A 21,322-nucleotide genomic window follows, 5' to 3' on the forward strand; every position below is an offset into this window, starting at 1 on the left:
GGCCGGCTGACGCCGGCCCGCCGGTGGCCCCGGCCGCACCGGTGACCCCGGGAAGATTTACTTGCAGACGCGCATTATTGCGCTGCTTCGTCTACCCTGGTTCATGAGCCGCTCCGGCGCCGAGGAGACCGAGGAGAGACCATGACCGCGACGGACCCCGCACTGACCGCGCTCGCCCAGCGCTGGTGCGCCCTCTCCCTGCTGCACGGCAGGATCGAGTCGCACATCGAGCGCGCCCTGGAGTCCGGACACGGTCTGAGCGTCCGCGAGTACTCCCTTCTCGACGTCCTCAGCCGCCAGCACAGCGGCCCCGGCGGCCACCTCCAGATGAAGCAGGTCGCCGACGCCGTCGTGCTGAGCCAGAGCGCCACCACCCGGCTCGTCACCCGGCTCGAGGACCGCGGCCTGCTCACCCGCTACCTCTGCGCCACCGACCGGCGGGGCATCTATACCGATGTGACCGAGGCCGGCCAGAAGCTCCTCGAAGAGGCCCGCCCCACCAACGACGGCGCTCTGCGCGAGGCCCTCGACGAAGCCGCGCAGAACCCCGAGCTGGCCCCGCTGGTCCAGGTCGTCGAGGGCGTGGGCGTCACCGTCTGAGCCGGACGATCCGAGCCGGAAGATCCCAGCCGGAAGAGGAGCGGCGGCAGAGGGGGAGCGTGCGTACGCTGCGAGCATGAGCGATCTTGAGATACGCCCCGCCGTCGCCGCCGACCTCCCGGCCATCGTCGCGATGCTCGCCGACGACCCGCTGGGTGCGCAGCGCGAGTCCCCCGACGACCTCTCCCCGTACCTCGCCGCCTTTGAGCGCCTCGCCAACGATCCCCACCAGCACCTCGTCGTGGCGGTCCGCGGGGAGAAGGTCGTCGGGACGCTTCAGCTGACGCTGGTCCCCGGGCTCTCCCGCAAGGGCACCACTCGCTCGATCATCGAAGGCGTCCGCATCCACGCCGACGAGCGCGGCAGCGGACTCGGAACCCAGCTCGTCGAATGGGCTGTCGAGGAGTCCGGCCGTCAGGACTGCGGACTGGTTCAGCTGACCTCCGACGCCACACGCACCGACGCCCACCGCTTCTACGAGCGGCTCGGCTTCGAGGCCTCTCACGTGGGCTTCAAGAAGAACCTCTGAGGCTCCCGTGGACGGACAGCGCGCCAGGCGACGGCCCGGCGCGCTGTTTCACGTGAAACACGAGGTGGGGCACGCGGAGGCGCTCACCGCAGGACGGCTCAGAGGCCGCGCCAGCCCGCCTCGTCCACGCCGCCCGGCACCGCGTCCCCCGGCTCGTACGGCTCCCGGGTGAAGACGAAGGACCCCAGGTCGAGATGACTCACGCTGCCGTCGGGGCGCCGCACCGCGCGGAGCGTCTCCCCCGCGTAGTAGCCGTTGAGCCCGACCCAGCCGCCTTCGGGCAGCGCACGGAACCTCGCCCGCCGCCCGGCTCCCCTCAGCGGCTCCAGCACCACGGAACGCTCGGGCCCGAGCCGGAGCCCGTAGGAGTACGTGCCCCAGTACCAGGGCCCCGTCAGGGAGAGCAGCTCCTCGTCGACCTCGGCCTCCGGAAGGGGGCGCCAGGGCTCCGGGAACCTCGGCTCGGCGTCCGCCACGATCCGTACGAGATCGGCCGCCACCGCCGCCGTCAGCGGCCCGGAGGTGGCATTGGCGAGGGCGATCCCCGCCAGTCCGTCCTCGACGCTCACCCAGAGGCAGGCGACGAAGCCCGGCAGCGAGCCGGTGTGGCCGATCAGGGTCCGGCCGTCCCTGCGCAGCAGCTGGAGACCGAGCCCGTAGCTCCCCTCCCAGTCGCCCTCGCCGGCGGGGGAGGCGGGAGCCCGCATCTCCTCCACGGAGGCCGCCGCGAGGACCCGCTCGTCGCCCGCCGCGAGCAACACGGCGAAGCGGCCGAGGTCCGCAGCCGTCGACCACAGCTGGCCGGCCGGCGCCATCAGCCCCAGGTCCTCGGACGGTTCGGGAAGCATCACATCGGCCCAGGGATGCACCGCCCAGCCGCCCGCGTGCGGGGCGACCGGGTCGAGCGTCGTACGGTCCATCCCCAACGGCTCCAGGATCTCGCTCCGCAGCGCCTCCGCCCAGGGGACTCCCCGCACCTCCTCGACGAGTGAACCGAGCAGCGTGTAGCCGGGGTTGGAGTAGTGGAAGCCCCGCCCCGGGGTCCGGAGGGAAGGCCGCTCCCCCAGGACGTCGGAGAGCTCCGGCCGCAGCGCGGCGGAGGACCGCTCCCACCACTGGCCGGGCGTCTCGGCAGCGAGACCACCGCTGTGGCCGAGGAGCTGAGCGATGGTCACCTCGCCGACACCCGTTCCCTTGAGGTGGCGTTCCAGCGGATCGTCGAGGTCGAGCAGCCCCTCGTCCCTCAGCCGCATCACCAGCACGGCGGTGAACACCTTGGTGAGGGAGCCGATCCTGAACTGCGTGTCGGCGTCCGGCGCGTGCCCGTCCACGCAGCTGCGCGAACCGCTCCACACCAGCGCCCCGTCACGGACCACCGCCCCGACGAACGAGGGCGCACGCCCCTCGGACTGGGCGACCGCCACGCGATGCAGAAGAGCGCGCTCGGTACCGGGCAACAAGGCTTCGAAGGATGTCGTCATAGATCCCATCCAACGTGATGTCACATCCGAAGCTTCCCGATCCGTCCCATGGACATCACCGGATGGCCTCGGAAGGGAGCACGGACATGAAGGTTCTGCTGGCAGGAGCAAGCGGCGCACTCGGCCGGAGCGCCACCCGGCAGCTGACCGCTGCCGGACACGAGGTCGCGGGGCTCGGGCGGGGTGCCACGAACACGTTGCGCGCCGACCTCCTGGACGCCGACGCGGTCCTCAGGGCCGTGGACGGGCTCGCCTTCGACGTCGTCGTCCACGCGGCGACCGCGCTCAAGGGCGAGACGATGGCACGCCACCAGAGCATGGTGCCGACCAACGCCCTGCGGACCCGTGGCACCGAGAACCTGCTCGACGCCGCCCGGGCGACCGGCGCCCGCCGGTTCGTGGTCGAGTCGATGATGTTCGGCTACGGGTACGGCGACCACGGCACCGGCCTCATCACCGAGGAGAACACCCCCTTCGGTCCGCGCGGCACCAACACCTGGCTGGAGCGTCACGTCGGCGCCATGCGGGCCAAGGAGCAGCTGGCCTTCACCGCGGAAGGCCTCGAAGCGATCAGCCTGCGCTTCGGCTTCTTCTACGGCGCCGAGGTCACCGACAACGACGTGGTCCCCCTCCTGCGCAAGCGCTCCCTGCCCGTGGTCGCCGACCGCGGACTCGCCTTCTCCTGGGTCGACATCGACGACGCGGCACGGGCCGTCGTCCTCGCCACCGAGGGCGGCACCCCGGGCCAGGCCTACAACATCGCCGACCGCACCCCGCTCTCCTTCGGCCGACACCTCCAGGAGGTCGCCGCGGCCTTCGGCGCCCCCAAGCCCCTGCGAGTCCCCCTCTGGCTGCTCAGGCCGGCGCCCCTGGCCCACACGGCCATGACCTCCCAGCTGCGCCTGGACGCGAGCAAGGCCGAACGGGAACTCGGCTGGTCGCCCACCCACGACGACAGCCTGGCGGGCGTACGGGCCCTCGCCTCCGCCCACCGAGCGGCCGTCTGAGGCGGGGGTCAGGTCTGGGCCATGTCCACGAAGCGCGAGTAGTGGCCCTGGAAGGCGACGGTGATCGTGGCCGTCGGACCGTTTCGGTGCTTGCCCACGATGATGTCCGCCTCGCCGGCCCGCGGGGACTCCTTCTCGTAGGCGTCCTCGCGGTGCAGCAGGATCACCATGTCGGCGTCCTGCTCGATCGAGCCGGACTCACGCAGGTCGGAGACCATCGGCTTCTTGTCGGTGCGCTGCTCGGGACCACGGTTCAGCTGGGAGAGCGCGATCACGGGCAGCTCCAGCTCCTTGGCGAGGAGCTTGAGGTTTCGCGACATGTCGGAGACCTCTTGCTGACGGCTCTCCTGCCGCTTGGAGCCGCCCGACTGCATCAGCTGGAGGTAGTCGATGATCACGAGCTTGAGGCCGTTGCGCTGCTTGAGCCGACGGCACTTGGCCCGGATCTCCATCATCGACAGGTTCGGGGAGTCGTCGATGTACAGGGGCGCCTGGGAGACGTCGGGCATGCGGCGAGCGAGCCGCGTCCAGTCCTCGTCGGTCATCGTGCCGGAGCGCATGTGGTGGAGCGCGACCCGGGCCTCCGCCGAGAGCAGGCGCATGGCGATCTCGTTGCGGCCCATTTCGAGGGAGAAGATGACGCTGGGCAGGTTGTGCTTGATGGAGGCAGCCCGGGCGAAGTCCAGGGCGAGGGTCGACTTACCCATGGCGGGACGGGCCGCGATGATGATCATCTGGCCGGGGTGCAGTCCGTTGGTGAGCGAGTCGAGGTCGGTGAAGCCGGTCGGCACACCCGTCATCTCACCGCTGCGGGAGCCGATCGCCTCGATCTCGTCGAGGGCCCCCTCCATGATGTCGCCGAGCGGCAGGTAGTCCTCGGTGGTGCGCTGCTCGGTGACCGCGTAGATCTCGGCCTGCGCCGAGTTCACGATCTCGTCGACGTCCCCGTCGGCCGCGTAGCCCATCTGCGTGATCTTGGTGCCGGCCTCCACGAGGCGGCGCAGGACGGCGCGCTCGTGGACGATCTCGGCGTAGTACGAGGCGTTGGCCGCGGTCGGGACCGACTGGACCAGGGTGTGGAGATAGGAGGCGCCGCCGACGCGGGTGATCTCACCGCGCTTGGTGAGTTCGGCGCCGACGGTGATGGGGTCGGCCGGCTCGCCCTTGGCGTACAGGTCGAGGATCGCGGAGTAGACGGTCTCGTGGGCGGGCTTGTAGAAGTCGTTGCCCTTGATGATCTCCACGACGTCCGCGATGGCGTCCTTGGAGAGCAGCATGCCGCCGAGGACGGACTGCTCGGCGTCGAGATCCTGCGGGGGGACTCGCTCGAAACCGGAGAGTCCGCCGTCCCACGGGCCGTCGTTGCCGCGCTCGTGCTGGTCGTCGCGCCCGCGGCCCCGGCCGCGGCCTTCTCCTCGGGTACGAGTGGGCAGCCGGTCGCTCGGTCCGCTGTCGGCCCAGGGGTCGTCCATGGGCTCGGGAACGCTCACCAAGCCACCTCCTCCGTCCGCTCCGCGGACCTCGCCGTGCCACTCTTTCTTACGCCACGGCCTTGATCAACGAGTGGCTTTGCGACCGCTGCTGGCGCGTCGGGCGCCGGACCACGGTAGGCCCGCGAGGAGCGTCAGCCAATCTGGTTATCCACAGGGCCTGTGGGTGAACGGCCAGATGCTGTGGAGAACTCCCCGGATCCTGTGCACGGAGCGGGGGACAGCCATGTGGACAAACTCATAGCACCCCCACACTCACCCATCTGACCTGCAGTTTTTCCATCCACGGCCTGTGGGGGAGAAAAAGTTCTCCACCCGGACCAAGATCAGAACAAACGGCCCACACCCGAAGCCCCGCGCCATCGCGAAGTAATGGTCTACTAGGCATTGCATCTCTTACCTGTGGAAGATTAGATTGACCGCATGATCCAGGCCCCCGCGACCTCCAAGGCCGTCCGCCGACAGCACGACCGCGAGATCGTCTCCCTCGCCCTGCCGGCCTTCGGTGCCCTCGTCGCCGAGCCGCTCTTCCTCATGGTCGACAGCGCCATCGTCGGCCACCTCGGCACCCCCCAGCTCGCGGGTCTCGCGATCGCCGCCGCCCTGCTGTCCACCGCCGTCAGCGTCTTCGTCTTCCTCGCCTATGCGACCACGGCGGCCGTCGCACGACGCGTCGGCGCGGGCGACCTCCCGGCCGCCATCCGACAGGGCATGGACGGCATCTGGCTCGCCCTCCTGCTCGGCGCCGCCGTCGTCGCCTTGACCCTGCCCACGGCGCCCTGGCTCATCGATGCCTTCGGCGCCTCCGACACGGCCGCGCCCTACGCCGTGACCTATCTCCGGATCTCCAGCCTCGGCATCCCCGCCATGCTCGTCGTCCTGGCCGCCACCGGCGTCCTGCGCGGCCTCCAGGACACCCGCACACCGCTCTACGTGGCCATCGGGGGCTTCGCCGTGAACGGGGCGCTCAACGTCGGACTGGTCTACGGCGCGGGTCTGGGGATCGCCGGCTCGGCCTGGGGCACGGTCATCGCCCAGTGCGGCATGGCCGTCGCCTACCTCGTCGTGGTCGTACGGGGGGCCCGGCGTCACGGCGCCTCTCTCCGCCCGGACCCGGCCGGCATCCGCGCCTCCGCCCAGGCCGGCGCCCCTCTCCTGGTCCGTACGCTGTCGCTCCGTGCCGTCCTGATGATCGCCACCGCCGTCGCGGCCCGGATGGGTGACGCCGAGGTCGCCGCCCACCAGATCATCCTGTCCCTGTGGAGCCTGATGGCCTTCGCCCTCGATGCGATCGCCATCGCGGGCCAGGCCATCATCGGCCGCTATCTCGGCGCGAACGACGCCGAGGGCGCACGTCAGGTCTGCCGCCGCATGGTCCAGTGGGGCGTGGCCTCCGGAGTGGTGCTCGGCGCGCTTCTGATCGTCGCCCGCCCCCTGTTCGTCCCGCTCTTCACCAGCGACACCACCGTCCAGGACACCCTGCTCCCCGCCCTGCTGGTGGTCGCGCTGTCCCAGCCGATCTCCGGTGTCGTCTTCGTCCTCGACGGAGTCCTCATGGGCGCGGGCGACGGGCCCTATCTGGCCTGGGCCATGCTGCTGACCCTCGCGGTCTTCGCCCCGGTCGCCCTGCTCGTTCCGGTGCTCGGTGGCGGGCTGACCGCCCTCTGGTGGGCGATGACCCTGATGATGACCGTCCGGATGGTGACGCTCTGGCTGCGCTCACGCTCCGGCCGCTGGATCGTCACAGGCGCCACCCGCTGAGCGTTTCACGTGAAACAGCGGAAGGGCCGCACCCCGAGGGGTGCGGCCCTTCCTCACTGCTGAGCGCAGAGCGCCAGTGGCAGCGTTACGCGGCGACGATCTCGACGCCGAGCTTCGCGGCAACGTCGGCGTGCAGACGCACGGACACCTGGTGCGAGCCCAGGGTCTTGATCGGCGAACCGAGCTCGACGCGACGCTTGTCGACGTCGGGGCCACCCGCGGACTTGATCGCCGAGGCGATGTCGGCCGGGGTCACGGAGCCGAAGAGACGGCCGGCGTCGCCGGAGCGAACGGCCAGGCGCACCTTCGTGCCCTCGAGCTGGGCCTTGATCTCGTTGGCCTGCTCGATGGTCGCGATCTCGTGGATCTTGCGGGCGCGGCGGATCTGCGCCACGTCCTTCTCGCCACCCTTGGTCCAGCGGATCGCGAAACCACGCGGGACCAGGTAGTTGCGAGCGTAGCCGTCCTTGACGTCGACGACGTCGCCGGCGGTGCCGAGGCCAGAAACCTCGTGGGTCAGGATGATCTTCATTTTTCGGTCACCCTTTCCTTATCGCGCGGTGGACGTGTAGGGCAGCAGCGCCATCTCACGGCTGTTCTTGACGGCCGTGGCGACGTCACGCTGGTGCTGCGTGCAGTTGCCGGTGACGCGGCGGGCACGGATCTTGCCGCGGTCGGAAATGAACTTCCGCAGCATGTTCGTGTCCTTGTAGTCCACGTACGCGGTCTTGTCCTTGCAGAACGCGCAGACCTTCTTCTTAGGCTTGCGCACAGGCGGCTTCGCCATGGTGTTTCTCCTGTGTGATCAAGAAGTGGGGATACGAGCTGCTTCGAGGGCGTGTGCCCTAGAAGGGAGGCTCGTCCGAGTAGCCGCCGCCGGAGTTCCCACCCCAGCCGCCGCCTCCGCCGCCCTGCTGGGCACCGGAACCGCCGGAAGGAGCACCGGTCGCCCACGGGTCGTCGGCGGGAGCACCGCCACCACCCTGCGGGGCGCCGCCGCCGGAGTTTCCACCCCAGCTGCCGCCACCCTGCTGCTGGCCACCGCCGCCGTAGCCGCCCTGACCACCGCGACCAGTGGTCTTGGTGACCTTGGCCGTGGCGTTCTTGAGGCTGGGGCCGACTTCCTCGACATCCAGCTCGTAGACCGTGCGCTTGACGCCCTCACGGTCCTCATAGGACCGCTGCTTCAGCCGGCCCTGCACGACGACGCGCATGCCTCGCTGAAGCGACTCGGCGACGTTCTCCGCCGCCTGACGCCAGACCGAGCAGGTGAGGAAGAGGCTTTCGCCGTCCTTCCACTCGTTGGTCTGACGGTCGAAGGTGCGGGGGGTGGACGCGATACGGAACTTCGCGACCGCCGCACCGGACGGGGTGAAGCGCAGCTCGGGGTCGTCGACAAGATTGCCGACGACCGTGATGACGGTCTCGCCTGCCATGGGGGAACCTCTCGGCGGGATTGCTTCTGGCTGCTTGTAGCTACTCGAACCCGATGACCTCTGAGCTAGAAGCTCAGTGGGTCTCGGGGCGGAGGACCTTGGTCCGGAGGACCGACTCGTTCAGGTTCATCTGGCGGTCGAGCTCCTTGACGACCGCAGGCTCGGCCTGCAGGTCGATGACCGAGTAGATGCCCTCGGGCTTCTTCTTGATCTCGTACGAGAGACGACGACGGCCCCAGGTGTCGACCTTCTCGACCTTTCCGTTGCCCTCACGGACGACGGAGAGGAAGTTCTCGATCAGGGGGGCGACAGCGCGCTCCTCCAGATCGGGGTCGAGGATGACCATCACCTCGTAGTGACGCATGTGGAACCCACCTCCTTTGGACTCAGCGGCCACGGTCGTTCCGTGGCAGGAGGGTCGTGATGCGTAAGCAACGGTATCCGCCGCCACTGACAATCCCCTCGGTGAACGAGGGGGCCGTCGGGGATCCCGGAGGGATCTGGGCAGACACCGGCGCAGCTGTACAGAGTACCCGCACATCGGCCTGCGGTTGAAATTCCCCGGTGAGGGGACGCAATCTGTACACAACGGATGTCGGCGACGCCTCGATGCGCCGCCCTCGCTCAGCAACGCCAGGAGGTGCCCCATGGCACAGGCAATGCGACCCGACCCCGGCCACTCCCTCTTCGCGACCGACGGCAAGCCCCACCCCCTCCAGGACACCCTGGTCGGCGTGACACTGGTCCTGGGTGTCCTCGCCTTCGTCACCGCGCAGTTCGACAACCTGCACCTGCTGAGCTCCTGGTCGGGCCTGATCGGCATCCTGACCGGTGCCTACGGACAGTTCATCTCCGTGACGACCCGCGAACGCTTCCTGCTGATCGTCGGACTCGGCGCCTCGGCGTTCGGCTTCTACCTCGGCATGGCCCACGGCGGTCTCTTCGGCGGCGTCATCAGCTACTGAGTCGCGGCGGCGCGTCAGGGCGAGCCCAGGGGCACGTCAGGGCGCACACGCCCATCCGGGGCGCTCCCCGGTCACAGTAGGCTTCGGCGCGAGAGCCGGAGCCCCTGACCGATGGGGACACACCTGCCGAGGAGCGCCCCGCATGAGCCTGACCCTGAGGACCATCAGCCGTGAGCAGCATCTGGGATTCATCCAGAGCCAGCCCGCGGCGAGCCACTGCCAGGTCCCGGCGTGGGCTGATGTGAAGACCGAGTGGCGCTCGGAGAACCTCGGTTGGTTCGACAAGAACGGCGAGCTCGTCGGCGTCGGCCTGGTGCTCTACCGCCAGCTCCCGAAGATCAAGCGCTACCTGGCCTATCTGCCCGAGGGCCCGGTCATCAACTGGCACGCGCCGAACCTCGACGACTGGCTGCAGCCGATGCTGGCGCACCTCAAGCAGCAGGGCGCGTTCTCGGTGAAGATGGGCCCGCCGGTCGTCATCCGCCGCTGGGACGCCGCCGCCATCAAGTCCGGCATCCAGGACCCGGACGTGAAGCGCCTCAAGGACGTCGAGGCCACCCACATCGAGCCGCGCGCCTTCGAGGTCGCCGACCGGCTGCGGAAGATGGGCTGGCAGCAGGCCGAGGACGGCGGCGCCGGCTTCGGCGACGTCCAGCCCCGCTACGTCTTCCAGGTCCCGCTCGCGAACCGCTCGCTCGACGACGTCCTCAAGGGCTTCAACCAGCTGTGGCGCCGCAACATCAAGAAGGCCGAGAAGGCCGGCGTCGAGGTCGTCCAGGGCGGCTACGAGGACCTGGCCGAGTGGCAGCGCCTCTACGAGATCACGGCCGTCCGCGACCACTTCCGGCCGCGCCCGCTCTCGTACTTCCAGCGCATGTGGACCGTCCTCAACAACGAGGACCCCAACCGCATGCGGCTCTACTTCGCGCGGCACAACGGCGTGAACCTGTCCGCCGCGACCATGCTCGTCGTCGGTGGCCACGTCTGGTACTCCTACGGCGCCTCCGACAACATCGGCCGCGAGGTCCGGCCCTCGAACGCGATGCAGTGGCGGATGCTGCGCGACGCCTACGCGATGGGCGCGACCGTCTACGACCTGCGGGGCATCTCCGACTCGCTCGACGAGACCGACCACCTCTTCGGGCTCATCCAGTTCAAGGTGGGCACGGGCGGCGAGGCCGTCGAGTACGTCGGCGAGTGGGACTTCCCGCTGAACAAGCTGCTGCACAAGGCGCTCGACATCTACATGTCCCGCCGCTGAGTCGCGTCGCTTCGGCGACGGTTCCGTAGTCTCGTACATATCTTTGATACACCGCTGCCACCAGAAAGGTTCCGGGCCGGCCATGGCGCTCTCCCTCTACGTCGACACCGCTCGCTGGCGCGCGCACCAGAAGACGGTCATCGACCAGTTCCCCGGTCTGATCCCGGTCTGCAAGGGCAACGGCTACGGCTTCGGGCACGAGCGCCTCGCCGACGAGGCCGCCCGGTTCGGCGCCGACATGCTCGCGGTCGGCACGACCTACGAAGCCGCGCGGATCAAGGACTGGTTCAGCGGCGACCTGCTGGTCCTCACCCCCTTCCGCCGGGGTGAGGAACCGGTTCCGCTGCCCGACCGGGTCATCCGCTCCGTGTCCTCCGTGGACGGCGTCCACGCCCTGGTGGGCGCCCGGGTCGTCATCGAGTGCATGAGCTCGATGAAGCGGCACGGCGTCCACGAGGAGGAGCTCCAGCAGCTCCACGCCGCCATCGAGGACGTACGGCTGGAGGGCTTCGCCCTCCACCTCCCGCTGGACCGCCCGGACGGCACCGACGCGGTCGAGGAGGTCATCGCCTGGATGGACCGGCTGCGGGCCGCCCGCCTGCCGCTGCACACCATGTTCGTGAGCCACCTGCGGGCCGAGGAACAGGCCCGGCTCCAGCAGCAGTTCCCGCAGACCCGCTTCCGCGCGCGGATCGGCACCCGGCTCTGGCTGGGCGACCACGAGGCCACCGAGTACCGGGGCGCCGTCCTCGACGTCACCCGGGTCGCCAAGGGGGACCGGTTCGGCTACCGCCAGCAGAAGGCCGCCTCGGACGGCTGGCTGGTCGTCGTCGCCGGCGGCACCTCGCACGGCGTGGGCCTGGAGGCCCCCAAGGCGATGCACGGCGTCATGCCGCGCGCCAAGGGCGTCGCACGGGCCGGTCTGGCCACGGTCAACCGGAACCTGTCGCCCTTCGTCTGGGCGGGCAAGCAGCGCTGGTTCGCGGAGCCGCCGCACATGCAGGTGTCGATCCTGTTCGTGCCCTCCGACGCCCAGGAGCCCCGTGTGGGCGACGAGCTGGTGGCGCATCTGCGCCACACCACGACGCAGTTCGACCGGCTCGTGGAGCGCTGAGCCGGTCGAGCACGTTCACCCCCGGGAGTCCCGTTCCGTCACCGGTTCCGGATCCCCGGGGGTGCCCCATTCCACCCGCGGCCCCTCCGCCGCCGGCGCGGCGTGCCGGGCCGGATGCGCCGCCCTGCCCGTGACGAAGACGTCCTCCGCGCCGTCCAGGACGCCCCCCGAAGGGTCGTCCGAGCCGTCCTGCCGGACCGGGTCCTTCTCGGGCAGGAGGATGTCGCGTACGACCATCACGCACAGGTACAGCGTGCCGAGCAGGTGCAGGACGATCGCGAACTGGTAGCCGTCGACCGGCAGTCCCTGCTTGCTGCCGCTGTTCATGAAGGCCAGGTACATCCAGATGCCCAGGAAGTACATGACCTCGCACGCCTGCCAGATCAGGAAGTCGCGCCAGCGCGGCCTGGCGAGGGCCGCGAGCGGGACGAGCCAGAGCACGTACTGCGGCGAGTAGACCTTGTTGGTCAGGACGAACGCGGCGACGACCAGGAAGGCCAGCTGGGCGAAGCGGGGCCTGCGGGGAGCGCTGAACGCCAGGAAGCCGAGGGCGACCACCGCGACCACCATGAGCATCAGGGCGTACATGTTGGCCTTGTCCGGCGTGATCGAGGTGCCCGTGCGCTGGCTGACCAGCAGCCAGACCGAACCGAAGTCGACGTTCCGGTCACGGCTGAAGAGGTAGAACTGCTTCCACCCCTCGGGCGCCATCAGCATCACGGGCAGGTTCACGACCAGCCACGCACCGGCCGCACCGAGCACGGCCGTCCCGTACTCCCGCCACTTCCCCGCGCGCCAGCAGAGCAGCAGCAGCGGGACGAGGAGCAGTATCGGGTAGAACTTCGCGGCCGTGGCGAGGCCGAGCAGGATGCCGAAGCCGAGCGGCCGGCCGCGCGACCACAGGAGGACCGCGGCGGAGGTCAGGGCGACGGCCAGTATGTCCCAGTTGATCGTGGCGGTGAGCGCGATGGAGGGCGCCAGGGCGACCAGGAGGCCGTCCCAGGGGCGGCTCCGGTGCGTCCGCGTCACACAGACCGCGAGGACGGCCGCGCAGACCATCAGCATGCCCGCGTTGACCATCCAGAACGTCTGCTCGCGGTGGTCCATGGTGCCGCTGCCGGGCGTCAGCCAGGCCGCGACCTCCATGAAGAGGCCCGTCAGGACGGGGTACTCCAGAAACGGTATGTCGCCGCTCAGCCGGTCGAAGTAGGGCACCAGGCCGTCGGCGAACCCGCGCCCGGAGAAGAGGTGCGGGATGTCCGAGTAACAGGCGTGGGTGTACTGCGAGGTGGTGCCCCGGAACCAGGCCCAGTTGTAGCAGGGCAGTTTCTGCACCATGCCGAGGGCGAACATCCCGATGGCCACGAGGGCGATCACCCGCACCGGTGTGAACTGACCGCGGCCGGTCAGGGCACGGCGGCCGAAGGGACCGCCGATCAGCTCGCTGCCCGCGGCGGCCACCTCGTCCCGGTGGGTGGGGATGACGGTCCGCGGGCCCTGCGGCCGGTCCTGCGGCTCGCGCGTCTTCTGGAGGCTCGGCATGGGGGACATCCTGCCGTACGTCCCCGGCGAAACGGCGAGGGCCGCCGTGTCCGGTCCGTACGGAAGGTACGGACGGACGCGACGGCCCTCGCCGTGTGCCCCGGGAAGGGCGCGGCCGGGATCAGGGAGTCCAGGCCCCGTCGTCTCCGTTGCCGCCGCCGGGCTTGCCAGTCCCGTTGCCCGGGTCCTCCGTCGTCGCCGAGTCGGTCGGCGTCGGCGCCTCCGTCGTGGTCGGCGGCGTGGTCGTCGGCTCACCCGTGTTGCCGCCCGGATCGCCACCCGGGTCGTTGCAGTCCAGGTCCCAGACGTTGCAGGTCGTCTTGCCCGGCTTCGGCGACCTCGTCGGCCTCGTCGGGGGAGTCGTCGTCGGGGTGGCCGGGGGAGTCGTCGTCGGCGCCTCGGTCGTCGGCGTCGCCGTGGTCTCGGTGGGCGTCGGGGTGGCCGTCGGCGAAGGCGTCGGGCTGGTGGCGCCACCGCCGAAGACCGGCTCGGCGTTCTCCAGGTCCTCGGGCTCGGGGAACTTCACGTCCGGCATGTCCGCGACGGCATCCGTCATGTAGTCGTTCCAGATCTGCGAGGGGAACGACGAACCGTGGATGGTGTCCCGGTCACCCGTGCCGTACATCTCCTCGAACTCGCGGTTCTTCTTCGTCTCGTCGTCGTCGAAGCGGTACATGTCGATGGCGGTCGACAGCTGCGGGGTGTAGCCCACGAACCAGGCCGACTTGTTGCCGTCGGTCGTACCGGTCTTGCCGGCCACCGCGCGGCCCGGGATCGCGGCCTTGCGGCCGGTGCCCTCCGGGTCCTCCACGACAGACCGGAGGACGTCGGTGACGTTGCTGGCGATGGCCGTCGAGAAGGCCTGCACGGTCTTGGCCTCGTGCTTGTAGACGGTCTTTCCGCCCTTGACCACCTTGGTCACCGAGAACGGGTCCTTCTGCTGGCCGTTGTCGGCGAAGGTCGCGTAGGCGCCGGCCATCCGGATCGCGCTCGGGCTGGAGATACCGAGGGAGAAGGAGGGCACCTCGCCCTTGACGAGCGAGTCCTCGCGCAGACCGGCGCTGACGGCGGCGGCGCGGACCTTGTCGATGCCGATGTCCATGCCGAGCTGCACGTACGGGGAGTTGGCCGACTTGATCATGGCGCGGCGAAGGGTCATGGACCCGTAGCTCGCGTCGCCGTCATTGGTCTGGAACCACTCCTCGCCCTTCTCGTTCTCCCAGATCTCGCCGTCGTACTGCCGGATCTTCAGCTTGTTCTTGCCGGAGTAGCGGCTCTTGTCCGGGTCCACGATCGTGCGGGAGGACTCGTCCTGGACGGGACCGAGTTCCTTGTCCCGGACGCCGTACTGCATCGCGGCGGCGAGCACGAAGGGCTTGAAGGTCGATCCGACCTGGGCACCGGTCGTGTCGGCGTTGTTGGTGAAGTGCTTGGTGGCGTCGGCGCCGCCGTAGATCGCGACCAGCGCGCCCGTCTGCGCGTTCACGGAGGCACCGCCGAACTGGACGTTGGTGTCCGTCTTCGGCCGCTTCTTCGGGTCGATGTTCTCGTCGTAGACCTTCTTGACCGCGGCCTCGAGGTCGTTCACCTTCTTCTTCTCGAAGGTGGTGTAGATCTCGTAGCCGCCGCGCTCCAGCTCCTTGGCGCCGATGCCGTCGGTGTTGTTGTTGATGTAGTTCGCCTTGGCCGTGCTGACGAGGTAGCCGATCTGACCGCTCAGCTGCGCGTCCTGCTTGCGCTTCTGGACCTTGGGGAACGCCGTGTACTTGGCACGCTCCTCGGCCGTGATCTTGCCGTCCTTGACCATCTCGTCCAGGATCCAGCTCCACCGCTTGGTGGCCCGGTCGAGGTTCTTGTCGGGCGTGGCCTCGGGGTCGATCTCGGGGTAGCCGGCCGGGTCGTAGTACGTCGCGCCCTTGAGCACCGCCGTGAGCAGCGCCGACTCACTGGCGTTGAGGTGCTTGGCGTCCTTGTTGAAGTACGCGCGGGAGGCTGCCTGGATGCCGTAGGCACCACGCCCGTAGTACGAGGTGTTCAGGTAACCGGCCATAATCTCGGGCTTGCCCACGTCGTTGCCGACCTTCATGGAGATGAAGAGTTCCTTCACCTTCCGGGTGAGGGTCTGCGACTGGTCGTTGAGCCGGTTGTTCTTCACGTACTGCTGGGTGATGGTCGAGCCGCCCTGGGTCTCGCCGCCCTTGGCCATGTTCCACACGGCGCGGCCCATGCCCATCGGGTCGATGCCCGAGTCGTCCCAGAAGGTCTTGTTCTCGGCCGAGACCACGGCCTCCTGCATGACCCTCGGGATCTGCTCGATCCCGACGATCTGACGGTTCGTACCACTGCCGGTCGCGACCATGCGCGAGCCGTCGGCCCAGTAGTAGATGTTGTTCTGCGAGACCGCGGTCTCGTCCGTCTCGGGGATGGTGACCTGGGAGTACGCGAAGACCGCACCGCCCATGAGCACGCCGACGAACACCAGGAAGGTGCCCGTCACGAGCTTCCACGAGGGCATCCAGCGACGCCAGCCGTACTTGTCGTGCCGCGGATAGTCGATGATGCGCTTCTTGCCCGGCGGACGACCGCCGGAGCCCCGCCCCGGACCGCTGCCGCGACCGCCGCCACCGCCACCACCGCGGCGTCCTCCACCGGGACCGCCAGGGCCACCAGGGCCTCCGGGGCCGGCCTCGGCACCCCTTCGACGGCCGCCACGCTGCGCGGCCCGACGGGCCTCCGCGCGACCGCCGTAGGCAGGCGGCTCCTCCCCATGGGAAGAAGGCGGTCCGTACGAGGCCACAGGGGCCCTCGTAACGACATCCTGGGCCGGGGCCGACCTGCGGCCCACCGGCTGCTGGGCAGCGCGCCGTGTCGCCGCGCGGCCACCTGTCGGCGGCTCCTGCGGCGACATTTTGCGACGATGCTCGCTCATCGAACGACTACTCCTCGGGCAGGCGCGTACGCCTGGAAGCGGCAGTTGAGTTCCGGTCCCCCCGAAATGCGCACGGGCGGAACCCCATCGGAGGCCCCTCCGTAACGCAGCCGGTCACCCGCAGCACTGACGCCCCACGGCATCGCTTGGTTCCCGGTGGTCTGCATGCCGCACAGACTACGCACGGCCAAAACCCACGTAGGGCCGGAGTTCACCCCAAATCAGGCAAGTCGATCGCTGTGAATTGACGATGTGACGCCGGTCACGGCGGTCCCACTTGTCGAGACAGTGAGGCCGTTCTATCGTGCTGATGTATCGAGTCGATACATCAGCACGGCATAAGGGTCCCGAGAAGCGGAGGAGGCGACGGATGAGCAGGCGCTCAGGCATCCTCGAGTTCGCCGTTCTCGGCCTGCTCCGCGAGGCCCCGATGCACGGGTACGAGCTGCGGAAGCGCCTCAACACCTCGCTGGGGGTCTTCCGGGCCTTCAGCTACGGGACGCTGTATCCCTGCCTCAAGACGCTGGTCGCCAACGGCTGGTTGATCGAGGAGCCGGGCAGCGCCCCCGAGGAGGCCCTCGCCGCTTCACTCGCAGGACGCCGGGCCAAGATCGTCTACCGGTTGACACCGGAAGGTAAGGAGCACTTCGAGGAGCTCCTCACCCACACCGGCCCCGACGCCTGGGAGGACGAGCACTTCGCGGCCCGCTTCGCCTTCTTCGGTCAGACCGAGCGCGAAGTACGGATGCGGGTGCTCGAAGGCCGCCGCAGCCGGCTGGAGGAGCGCCTGGAGAAGATGCGCGCCTCCCTGGCCCGGACCCGCGAACGACTCGACGACTACACGCTTGAGCTGCAGCGCCACGGTATGGAGTCCGTGGAGCGCGAAGTGCGCTGGCTGAACGAGCTCATCGAGAGCGAGCGGGCGGGGCGGGATCAGCGATCCGGCCCCGACGCCCCCGCTCTGCACGACAACGATTCTGGAGAAACGGGCGGCCTGCCCCGGCACGGGGGCAGTACCCGGCCGGATCCGTCCGACGACACCGCCAAGTGAAACCCTGCGCACAGCAGGGCTTCCACGATCACAACAGGGAGCAACCGGAAATGGGTTCGGTTCGCGTAGCCATCGTCGGCGTGGGCAACTGCGCCGCCTCGCTGGTCCAGGGCGTCGAGTACTACAAGGACGCCGACCCGGCGGCCAAGGTGCCCGGCCTGATGCACGTCCAGTTCGGCGACTACCACGTCGGTGACGTCGAGTTCGTCGCCGCGTTCGACGTCGACGCGAAGAAGGTCGGCCTCGACCTCTCGGACGCCATCGGCGCCAGCGAGAACAACACCATCAAGATCTGCGACGTCCCGAACGCGGGCGTCACGGTCCAGCGTGGTCACACGTTCGACGGTCTCGGTAAGTACTACCGCATGACCATCGAGGAGTCCGCCGAGGAGCCGGTCGACGTCGTCCAGATCCTCAAGGACCGCCAGGTCGACGTTCTCGTCTGCTACCTGCCCGTGGGCTCCGAGGACGCTGCGAAGTTCTACGCGCAGTGCGCCATCGACGCCAAGGTCGCGTTCGTCAACGCTCTCCCGGTCTTCATCGCCGGCACCAAGGAGTGGGCGGACAAGTTCACCGAGGCGGGCGTCCCGATCGTCGGCGACGACATCAAGTCGCAGGTCGGCGCGACCATCACGCACCGCGTGATGGCGAAGCTGTTCGAGGACCGCGGTGTCCGTCTTGAGCGCACCATGCAGCTCAACGTCGGCGGCAACATGGACTTCAAGAACATGCTCGAGCGCGACCGCCTCGAGTCCAAGAAGATCTCCAAGACGCAGGCCGTCACCTCGCAGATCCCGGACCGCGAGCTGGGCGAGAAGAACGTCCACATCGGCCCGTCGGACTACGTGGCCTGGCTGGACGACCGCAAGTGGGCGTACGTGCGCCTCGAGGGCCGCGCCTTCGGTGACGTTCCGCTGAACCTGGAGTACAAGCTCGAGGTCTGGGACTCCCCGAACTCCGCGGGTGTCATCATCGACGCCCTGCGCGCCGCGAAGATCGCCAAGGACCGCGGCATCGGCGGCCCCATCCTCTCCGCGTCGAGCTACTTCATGAAGAGCCCGCCGGTCCAGTACTTCGACGACGAGGCCCTGGCCAACGTCGAGAAGTTCATCAAGGGCGAGGTCGAGCGCTAAGCGCTAAGCGCCACACGCTTGTCGAAGAGGGTCCCCGCGGTGCTGCCCGGGGGCCCTCTTCGTATGTGAGTCTTGCTGCCATGTCCGTCGTACGTGATCTGCGCGTACTCCTGCGCCTGACGAACTTCCGCCGCCTGCTCGCCGTCCGGCTGCTCTCCCAGGGCGCCGACGGTGTCTACCAGGTGGCCCTGGCCACGTACGTCGTCTTCTCCCCCGAGAAGCAGACCTCAGCCACCGCCATCGCCTCCGCCATGGCCGTGCTCCTGCTCCCGTACTCGCTCGTCGGGCCCTTCGCCGGTGTCTTCCTCGACCGCTGGCAGCGCCGACAGGTCTTTCTGTACGGCAACCTCCTGCGGGCCCTGCTCGCCTGCGGAACCGCCGTGCTCATCGTCGCCTCCGTCCCTGACTGGCTCTTCTACGCCTCCGCGCTCTCCGTCACGGCGGTCAACCGCTTCGTACTCGCCGGGCTCTCGGCCGCGCTCCCCCGGGTCGTCGACGAGGAACGGCTGGTCGTGGCGAACTCGCTCTCCCCGACGGCCGGCACCCTCGCCGCGACACTCGGGGGCGGTCTGGCCTTCGGTATCCGGTTGCTCACCGACGAGTCCGACGCGGCGGCGGTGGCCTTCGGCGCCGCTCTCTACCTCCTGTCGGCCCTCGCCTCCCTGCGCATCCCCCGAGGGCTTCTCGGCCCCGATCAGGAGCTCGCCCCTCAGCGAATCGCCTCGGCCCTGGCATCCACGGCCCGAGGACTGGTCGAGGGAGTACGACACCTGGCCGAGCGACGGCCCGCCGCCAGGGCGCTGACCGCGGTGGCCCTGATGCGCTTCTGCTACGGCGCCCTGCTCGTCACCGTGCTCATGCTCAGCCGCTATGCCTGGAGCACCACGGAGTCCGAGGGTCTCGGCCTCCTGGGGATCGCCGTCGCCGCCTCGGGGGCCGGGTTCTTCGCGGCGGCCGTCCTCTCCCCTTGGGCGGTCGGACGGCTGGGGCCCTTCGGCTGGATGACCCTGTGCGCCGGGATGGCCGCCGTCCTGGAGCCGATGCTCGGCCTGTTCTTCGACCCCGTACCTTTCCTCGTCGCCGCCTTCGTCCTCGGGCTCATCACCCAGGGAGCCAAGATCGCGACGGACACGGTGGTGCAGACGAACGTGGACGACGCCTACCGAGGTCGGGTGTTCTCCCTCTACGACGTGCTGTTCAACGTCGCCTTCGTGGCTGCGGCGGGCATCGCCGCGCTGATGCTGCCACCGGACGGCCGCTCACCGTTGCTGGTCGTCCTGGTGGCGGTGCTCTACGCGGCGATCGCGCTGGTACTGCACAGGAAACGCACGGAGGGGTGATGTTTCACGTGAAACATCACCCCTCCACCGCCTCGTCGCCGCGGTCTCGTTCGCGCGGATGTTTCACGTGAAACGCGGGTGTTTCACGTGAAACATCACTCCGATCGGCCCGGCTCCCCTCAGCCGCGCGCGGCCCACCACTCCTTGAGTGCCGCGATCGCCTGGTCGTGCTCCATCGGCCCGTTCTCCAGCCGGAGCTCCAGCAGGAACTTGTACGCCTGACCGATGGCCGGACCGGGCCCGATCCCGAGGATCTCCTGGATCTGGTTGCCGTCCAGGTCAGGACGGATCGCGTCCAGCTCCTCCTGCTCCTGGAGCTGGGCGATGCGCTCCTCCAGGCCGTCATAGGTGCGGGAGAGCGCCGTCGCCTTGCGCTTGTTGCGCGTGGTGCAGTCCGAACGGGTCAGCTTGTGCAGCCGCGAGAGCAGCGGTCCCGCGTCGCGGACATAGCGCCGCACCGCCGAGTCGGTCCACTCGCCGTCCCCGTATCCGTGGAAGCGGAGGTGCAGCTCGACCAGCCGCGAGACGTCCTTGATCATTTCGTTGGAGTACTTCAGCGCGGTCATGCGCTTCTTGGTCATCTTCGCGCCCACCACCTCGTGGTGGTGGAACGAGACCCGGCCGTCCTTCTCGAAGCGACGGGTGCGCGGCTTGCCGATGTCGTGGAGCAGGGCGGCCAGGCGCAGCACCAGGTCAGGGCCGTCCTCCTCCAGGTCGATCGCCTGGTCGAGGACGGTCAGCGAGTGCTCGTAGACGTCCTTGTGGCGGTGGTGCTCGTCGCTCTCCAGGCGCAGGGCGGGCAGCTCGGGGATGACGTGGTCGGCGAGACCCGTGTCCACGAGCAGGCCGAGGCCCTTCCGGGGGTGCGCCGAGACCAGCAGCTTGTTGAGCTCTTCCCGGACCCGCTCGGCGGAGACGATCTCGATCCGGCCGGACATCTCGCGCATCGCCGTGACGACCTCGGGTGCCACCTCGAAGTCCAGCTGGGCGGCGAACCGCGCGGCCCGCATCATGCGCAGAGGGTCGTCGGAGAAGGACTCCTCGGGCGTTCCCGGCGTACGCAGGACCCGGGCGGCCAGGTCCTCCAGGCCGCCGTACGGATCGATGAACTCCTTCTCGGGGAGGGCCACGGCCATGGCGTTGACGGTGAAGTCACGCCGGACGAGGTCCTGGTCGATGGAGTCGCCGTAGGAGACCTCGGGCTTCCGGGAGGTCCGGTCGTACGCCTCGGAGCGGTACGTCGTGACCTCGATCTGGTAGCCGTCCTTCTGCGAGCCGACCGTCCCGAAGGCGATCCCGACCTCCCAGACGGAGTCGGCCCACGGACGAACGATCTTCAGAACGTCCTCGGGGCGGGCGTCGGTGGTGAAGTCCAGGTCGTTGCCGAGCCGGCCGAGCAGGGCATCCCGTACCGAGCCACCGACCAGCGCGAGGCTGAACCCGGCCTCCTGGAAGCGGCGGGCAAGGTCGTCGGCGACAGGGGACACACGCAGCAGTTCGCTGACCGCGCGGCGTTGCACCTGGCTCAGTGCGGTCGGGGTGTCTTCGTTGGCGTTCGGCACAACAGAAAAGGGTACGTGCCCCGGTCCACCGCGGCGTCCCCGTTTTCCCCCGGGCCGGACACACGGCCCCATCAGCTGGAGCAGTCCCCGGCACTTGCCCCCGGCGTGCCTCGTTACCATG

19 protein-coding genes are annotated in these 21,322 nt (G+C 69.1%); 10 read left to right on the plus strand and 9 right to left on the minus strand.

Annotated features, from left to right (window positions below; translation table 11 throughout):
* Positions 1–141 precede the first annotated feature (141 nt).
* On the plus strand, positions 142–600 hold the full coding sequence (locus tag SGA01_RS25220; protein WP_141298734.1) for a MarR family winged helix-turn-helix transcriptional regulator: 459 nt from the start codon (positions 142–144) through the stop codon (positions 598–600).
* Between the two features lie 76 nt (positions 601–676).
* Positions 677–1,129, plus strand: coding sequence for a GNAT family N-acetyltransferase (locus SGA01_RS25225; protein ID WP_141298736.1), 453 nt, complete (start codon positions 677–679; stop codon positions 1,127–1,129).
* Between the two features lie 98 nt (positions 1,130–1,227).
* Here the strand turns inward: SGA01_RS25225 and SGA01_RS25230 are convergent, their stop codons facing one another.
* Positions 1,228–2,610, minus strand: coding sequence for a serine hydrolase domain-containing protein (locus tag SGA01_RS25230; RefSeq protein WP_141298738.1), 1,383 nt, complete (start codon positions 2,608–2,610; stop codon positions 1,228–1,230).
* A gap of 86 nt (positions 2,611–2,696) precedes the next feature.
* Between SGA01_RS25230 and SGA01_RS25235 the strand changes: the two genes are divergently transcribed.
* Positions 2,697–3,617 carry an NAD-dependent epimerase/dehydratase family protein gene (locus SGA01_RS25235; RefSeq protein WP_141298740.1) on the plus strand — a complete coding sequence of 307 codons (921 nt, stop codon included), beginning with the start codon at positions 2,697–2,699 and terminating at the stop codon, positions 3,615–3,617.
* An 8-nt stretch (positions 3,618–3,625) separates the two neighbouring features.
* Here SGA01_RS25235 and dnaB read toward each other — a convergent pair whose 3' ends face one another.
* Positions 3,626–5,107 (minus strand): replicative DNA helicase, encoded by a 1,482-nt coding sequence (dnaB, locus tag SGA01_RS25240; RefSeq protein ID WP_079037502.1) that lies wholly within the window; start codon positions 5,105–5,107, stop codon positions 3,626–3,628.
* Positions 5,108–5,530: 423 nt separating this feature from the next.
* Here dnaB and SGA01_RS25250 point away from each other — a divergent pair, with 423 nt between their 5' ends.
* Entirely contained in the window at positions 5,531–6,868 is a 1,338-nt protein-coding gene (locus tag SGA01_RS25250; RefSeq protein WP_141298742.1) for an MATE family efflux transporter, read from the plus strand.
* A gap of 85 nt (positions 6,869–6,953) precedes the next feature.
* Here the strand turns inward: SGA01_RS25250 and rplI are convergent, their stop codons facing one another.
* The 4 genes from rplI to rpsF all read right to left on the minus strand — a co-directional run bounded on the left by rplI (position 6,954) and on the right by rpsF (position 8,668).
* Positions 6,954–7,400: a 50S ribosomal protein L9 gene (gene rplI / locus SGA01_RS25255; RefSeq protein ID WP_141298744.1), complete on the minus strand. Its 447-nt coding sequence runs from the start codon at positions 7,398–7,400 to the stop codon at positions 6,954–6,956.
* 18 nt (positions 7,401–7,418) lie between these two features.
* Positions 7,419–7,655 carry a 30S ribosomal protein S18 gene (gene rpsR, locus SGA01_RS25260; RefSeq protein ID WP_005315025.1) on the minus strand — a complete coding sequence of 79 codons (237 nt, stop codon included), beginning with the start codon at positions 7,653–7,655 and terminating at the stop codon, positions 7,419–7,421.
* Positions 7,656–7,713: 58 nt separating this feature from the next.
* The gene (locus SGA01_RS25265) at positions 7,714–8,304 is read right to left on the minus strand and encodes a single-stranded DNA-binding protein (RefSeq protein WP_055642435.1); all 591 of its coding nucleotides are present in this window, start codon (positions 8,302–8,304) and stop codon (positions 7,714–7,716) included.
* Between the two features lie 73 nt (positions 8,305–8,377).
* Entirely contained in the window at positions 8,378–8,668 is a 291-nt protein-coding gene (rpsF, locus tag SGA01_RS25270) for a 30S ribosomal protein S6 (RefSeq protein WP_005482942.1), read from the minus strand.
* Between the two features lie 283 nt (positions 8,669–8,951).
* Here rpsF and SGA01_RS25275 point away from each other — a divergent pair, with 283 nt between their 5' ends.
* From SGA01_RS25275 to SGA01_RS25285, 3 genes are all read left to right on the plus strand, one after another.
* On the plus strand, positions 8,952–9,269 hold the full coding sequence (locus tag SGA01_RS25275; protein WP_141298746.1) for a hypothetical protein: 318 nt from the start codon (positions 8,952–8,954) through the stop codon (positions 9,267–9,269).
* A gap of 142 nt (positions 9,270–9,411) precedes the next feature.
* A complete protein-coding gene (locus SGA01_RS25280; protein WP_055642437.1) occupies positions 9,412–10,530 on the plus strand; it encodes a lipid II:glycine glycyltransferase FemX in 1,119 nt (372 codons plus the stop codon).
* A gap of 82 nt (positions 10,531–10,612) precedes the next feature.
* Positions 10,613–11,644 carry an alanine racemase gene (locus tag SGA01_RS25285; RefSeq protein WP_141298747.1) on the plus strand — a complete coding sequence of 344 codons (1,032 nt, stop codon included), beginning with the start codon at positions 10,613–10,615 and terminating at the stop codon, positions 11,642–11,644.
* 15 nt (positions 11,645–11,659) lie between these two features.
* Here the strand turns inward: SGA01_RS25285 and SGA01_RS25290 are convergent, their stop codons facing one another.
* Together SGA01_RS25290 and SGA01_RS25295 are read right to left on the minus strand one after the other, a co-directional pair.
* A complete protein-coding gene (locus SGA01_RS25290; protein WP_141298749.1) occupies positions 11,660–13,186 on the minus strand; it encodes a glycosyltransferase family 87 protein in 1,527 nt (508 codons plus the stop codon).
* 121 nt (positions 13,187–13,307) lie between these two features.
* Entirely contained in the window at positions 13,308–16,115 is a 2,808-nt protein-coding gene (locus SGA01_RS25295; protein ID WP_141298751.1) for a transglycosylase domain-containing protein, read from the minus strand.
* A gap of 370 nt (positions 16,116–16,485) precedes the next feature.
* Here SGA01_RS25295 and SGA01_RS25300 point away from each other — a divergent pair, with 370 nt between their 5' ends.
* The 3 genes from SGA01_RS25300 (at position 16,486) to SGA01_RS25310 (ending at position 19,639) form a co-directional block, all read left to right on the plus strand.
* On the plus strand, positions 16,486–17,166 hold the full coding sequence (locus SGA01_RS25300; protein ID WP_024760413.1) for a PadR family transcriptional regulator: 681 nt from the start codon (positions 16,486–16,488) through the stop codon (positions 17,164–17,166).
* Between the two features lie 50 nt (positions 17,167–17,216).
* Positions 17,217–18,299, plus strand: coding sequence for an inositol-3-phosphate synthase (locus SGA01_RS25305; RefSeq protein WP_141298753.1), 1,083 nt, complete (start codon positions 17,217–17,219; stop codon positions 18,297–18,299).
* 80 nt (positions 18,300–18,379) lie between these two features.
* Positions 18,380–19,639, plus strand: a complete 1,260-nt coding sequence (locus tag SGA01_RS25310; RefSeq protein WP_141298755.1) for an MFS transporter — start codon at positions 18,380–18,382, stop codon at positions 19,637–19,639.
* Positions 19,640–19,758: 119 nt separating this feature from the next.
* Here the strand turns inward: SGA01_RS25310 and SGA01_RS25315 are convergent, their stop codons facing one another.
* Positions 19,759–21,201 (minus strand): CCA tRNA nucleotidyltransferase, encoded by a 1,443-nt coding sequence (locus SGA01_RS25315; RefSeq protein WP_055642444.1) that lies wholly within the window; start codon positions 21,199–21,201, stop codon positions 19,759–19,761.
* Positions 21,202–21,322: the final 121 nt, after the last annotated feature.

The organism is Streptomyces gardneri (assembly GCF_006539185.1).
GTDB lineage: Bacteria > Actinomycetota > Actinomycetes > Streptomycetales > Streptomycetaceae > Streptomyces > Streptomyces gardneri.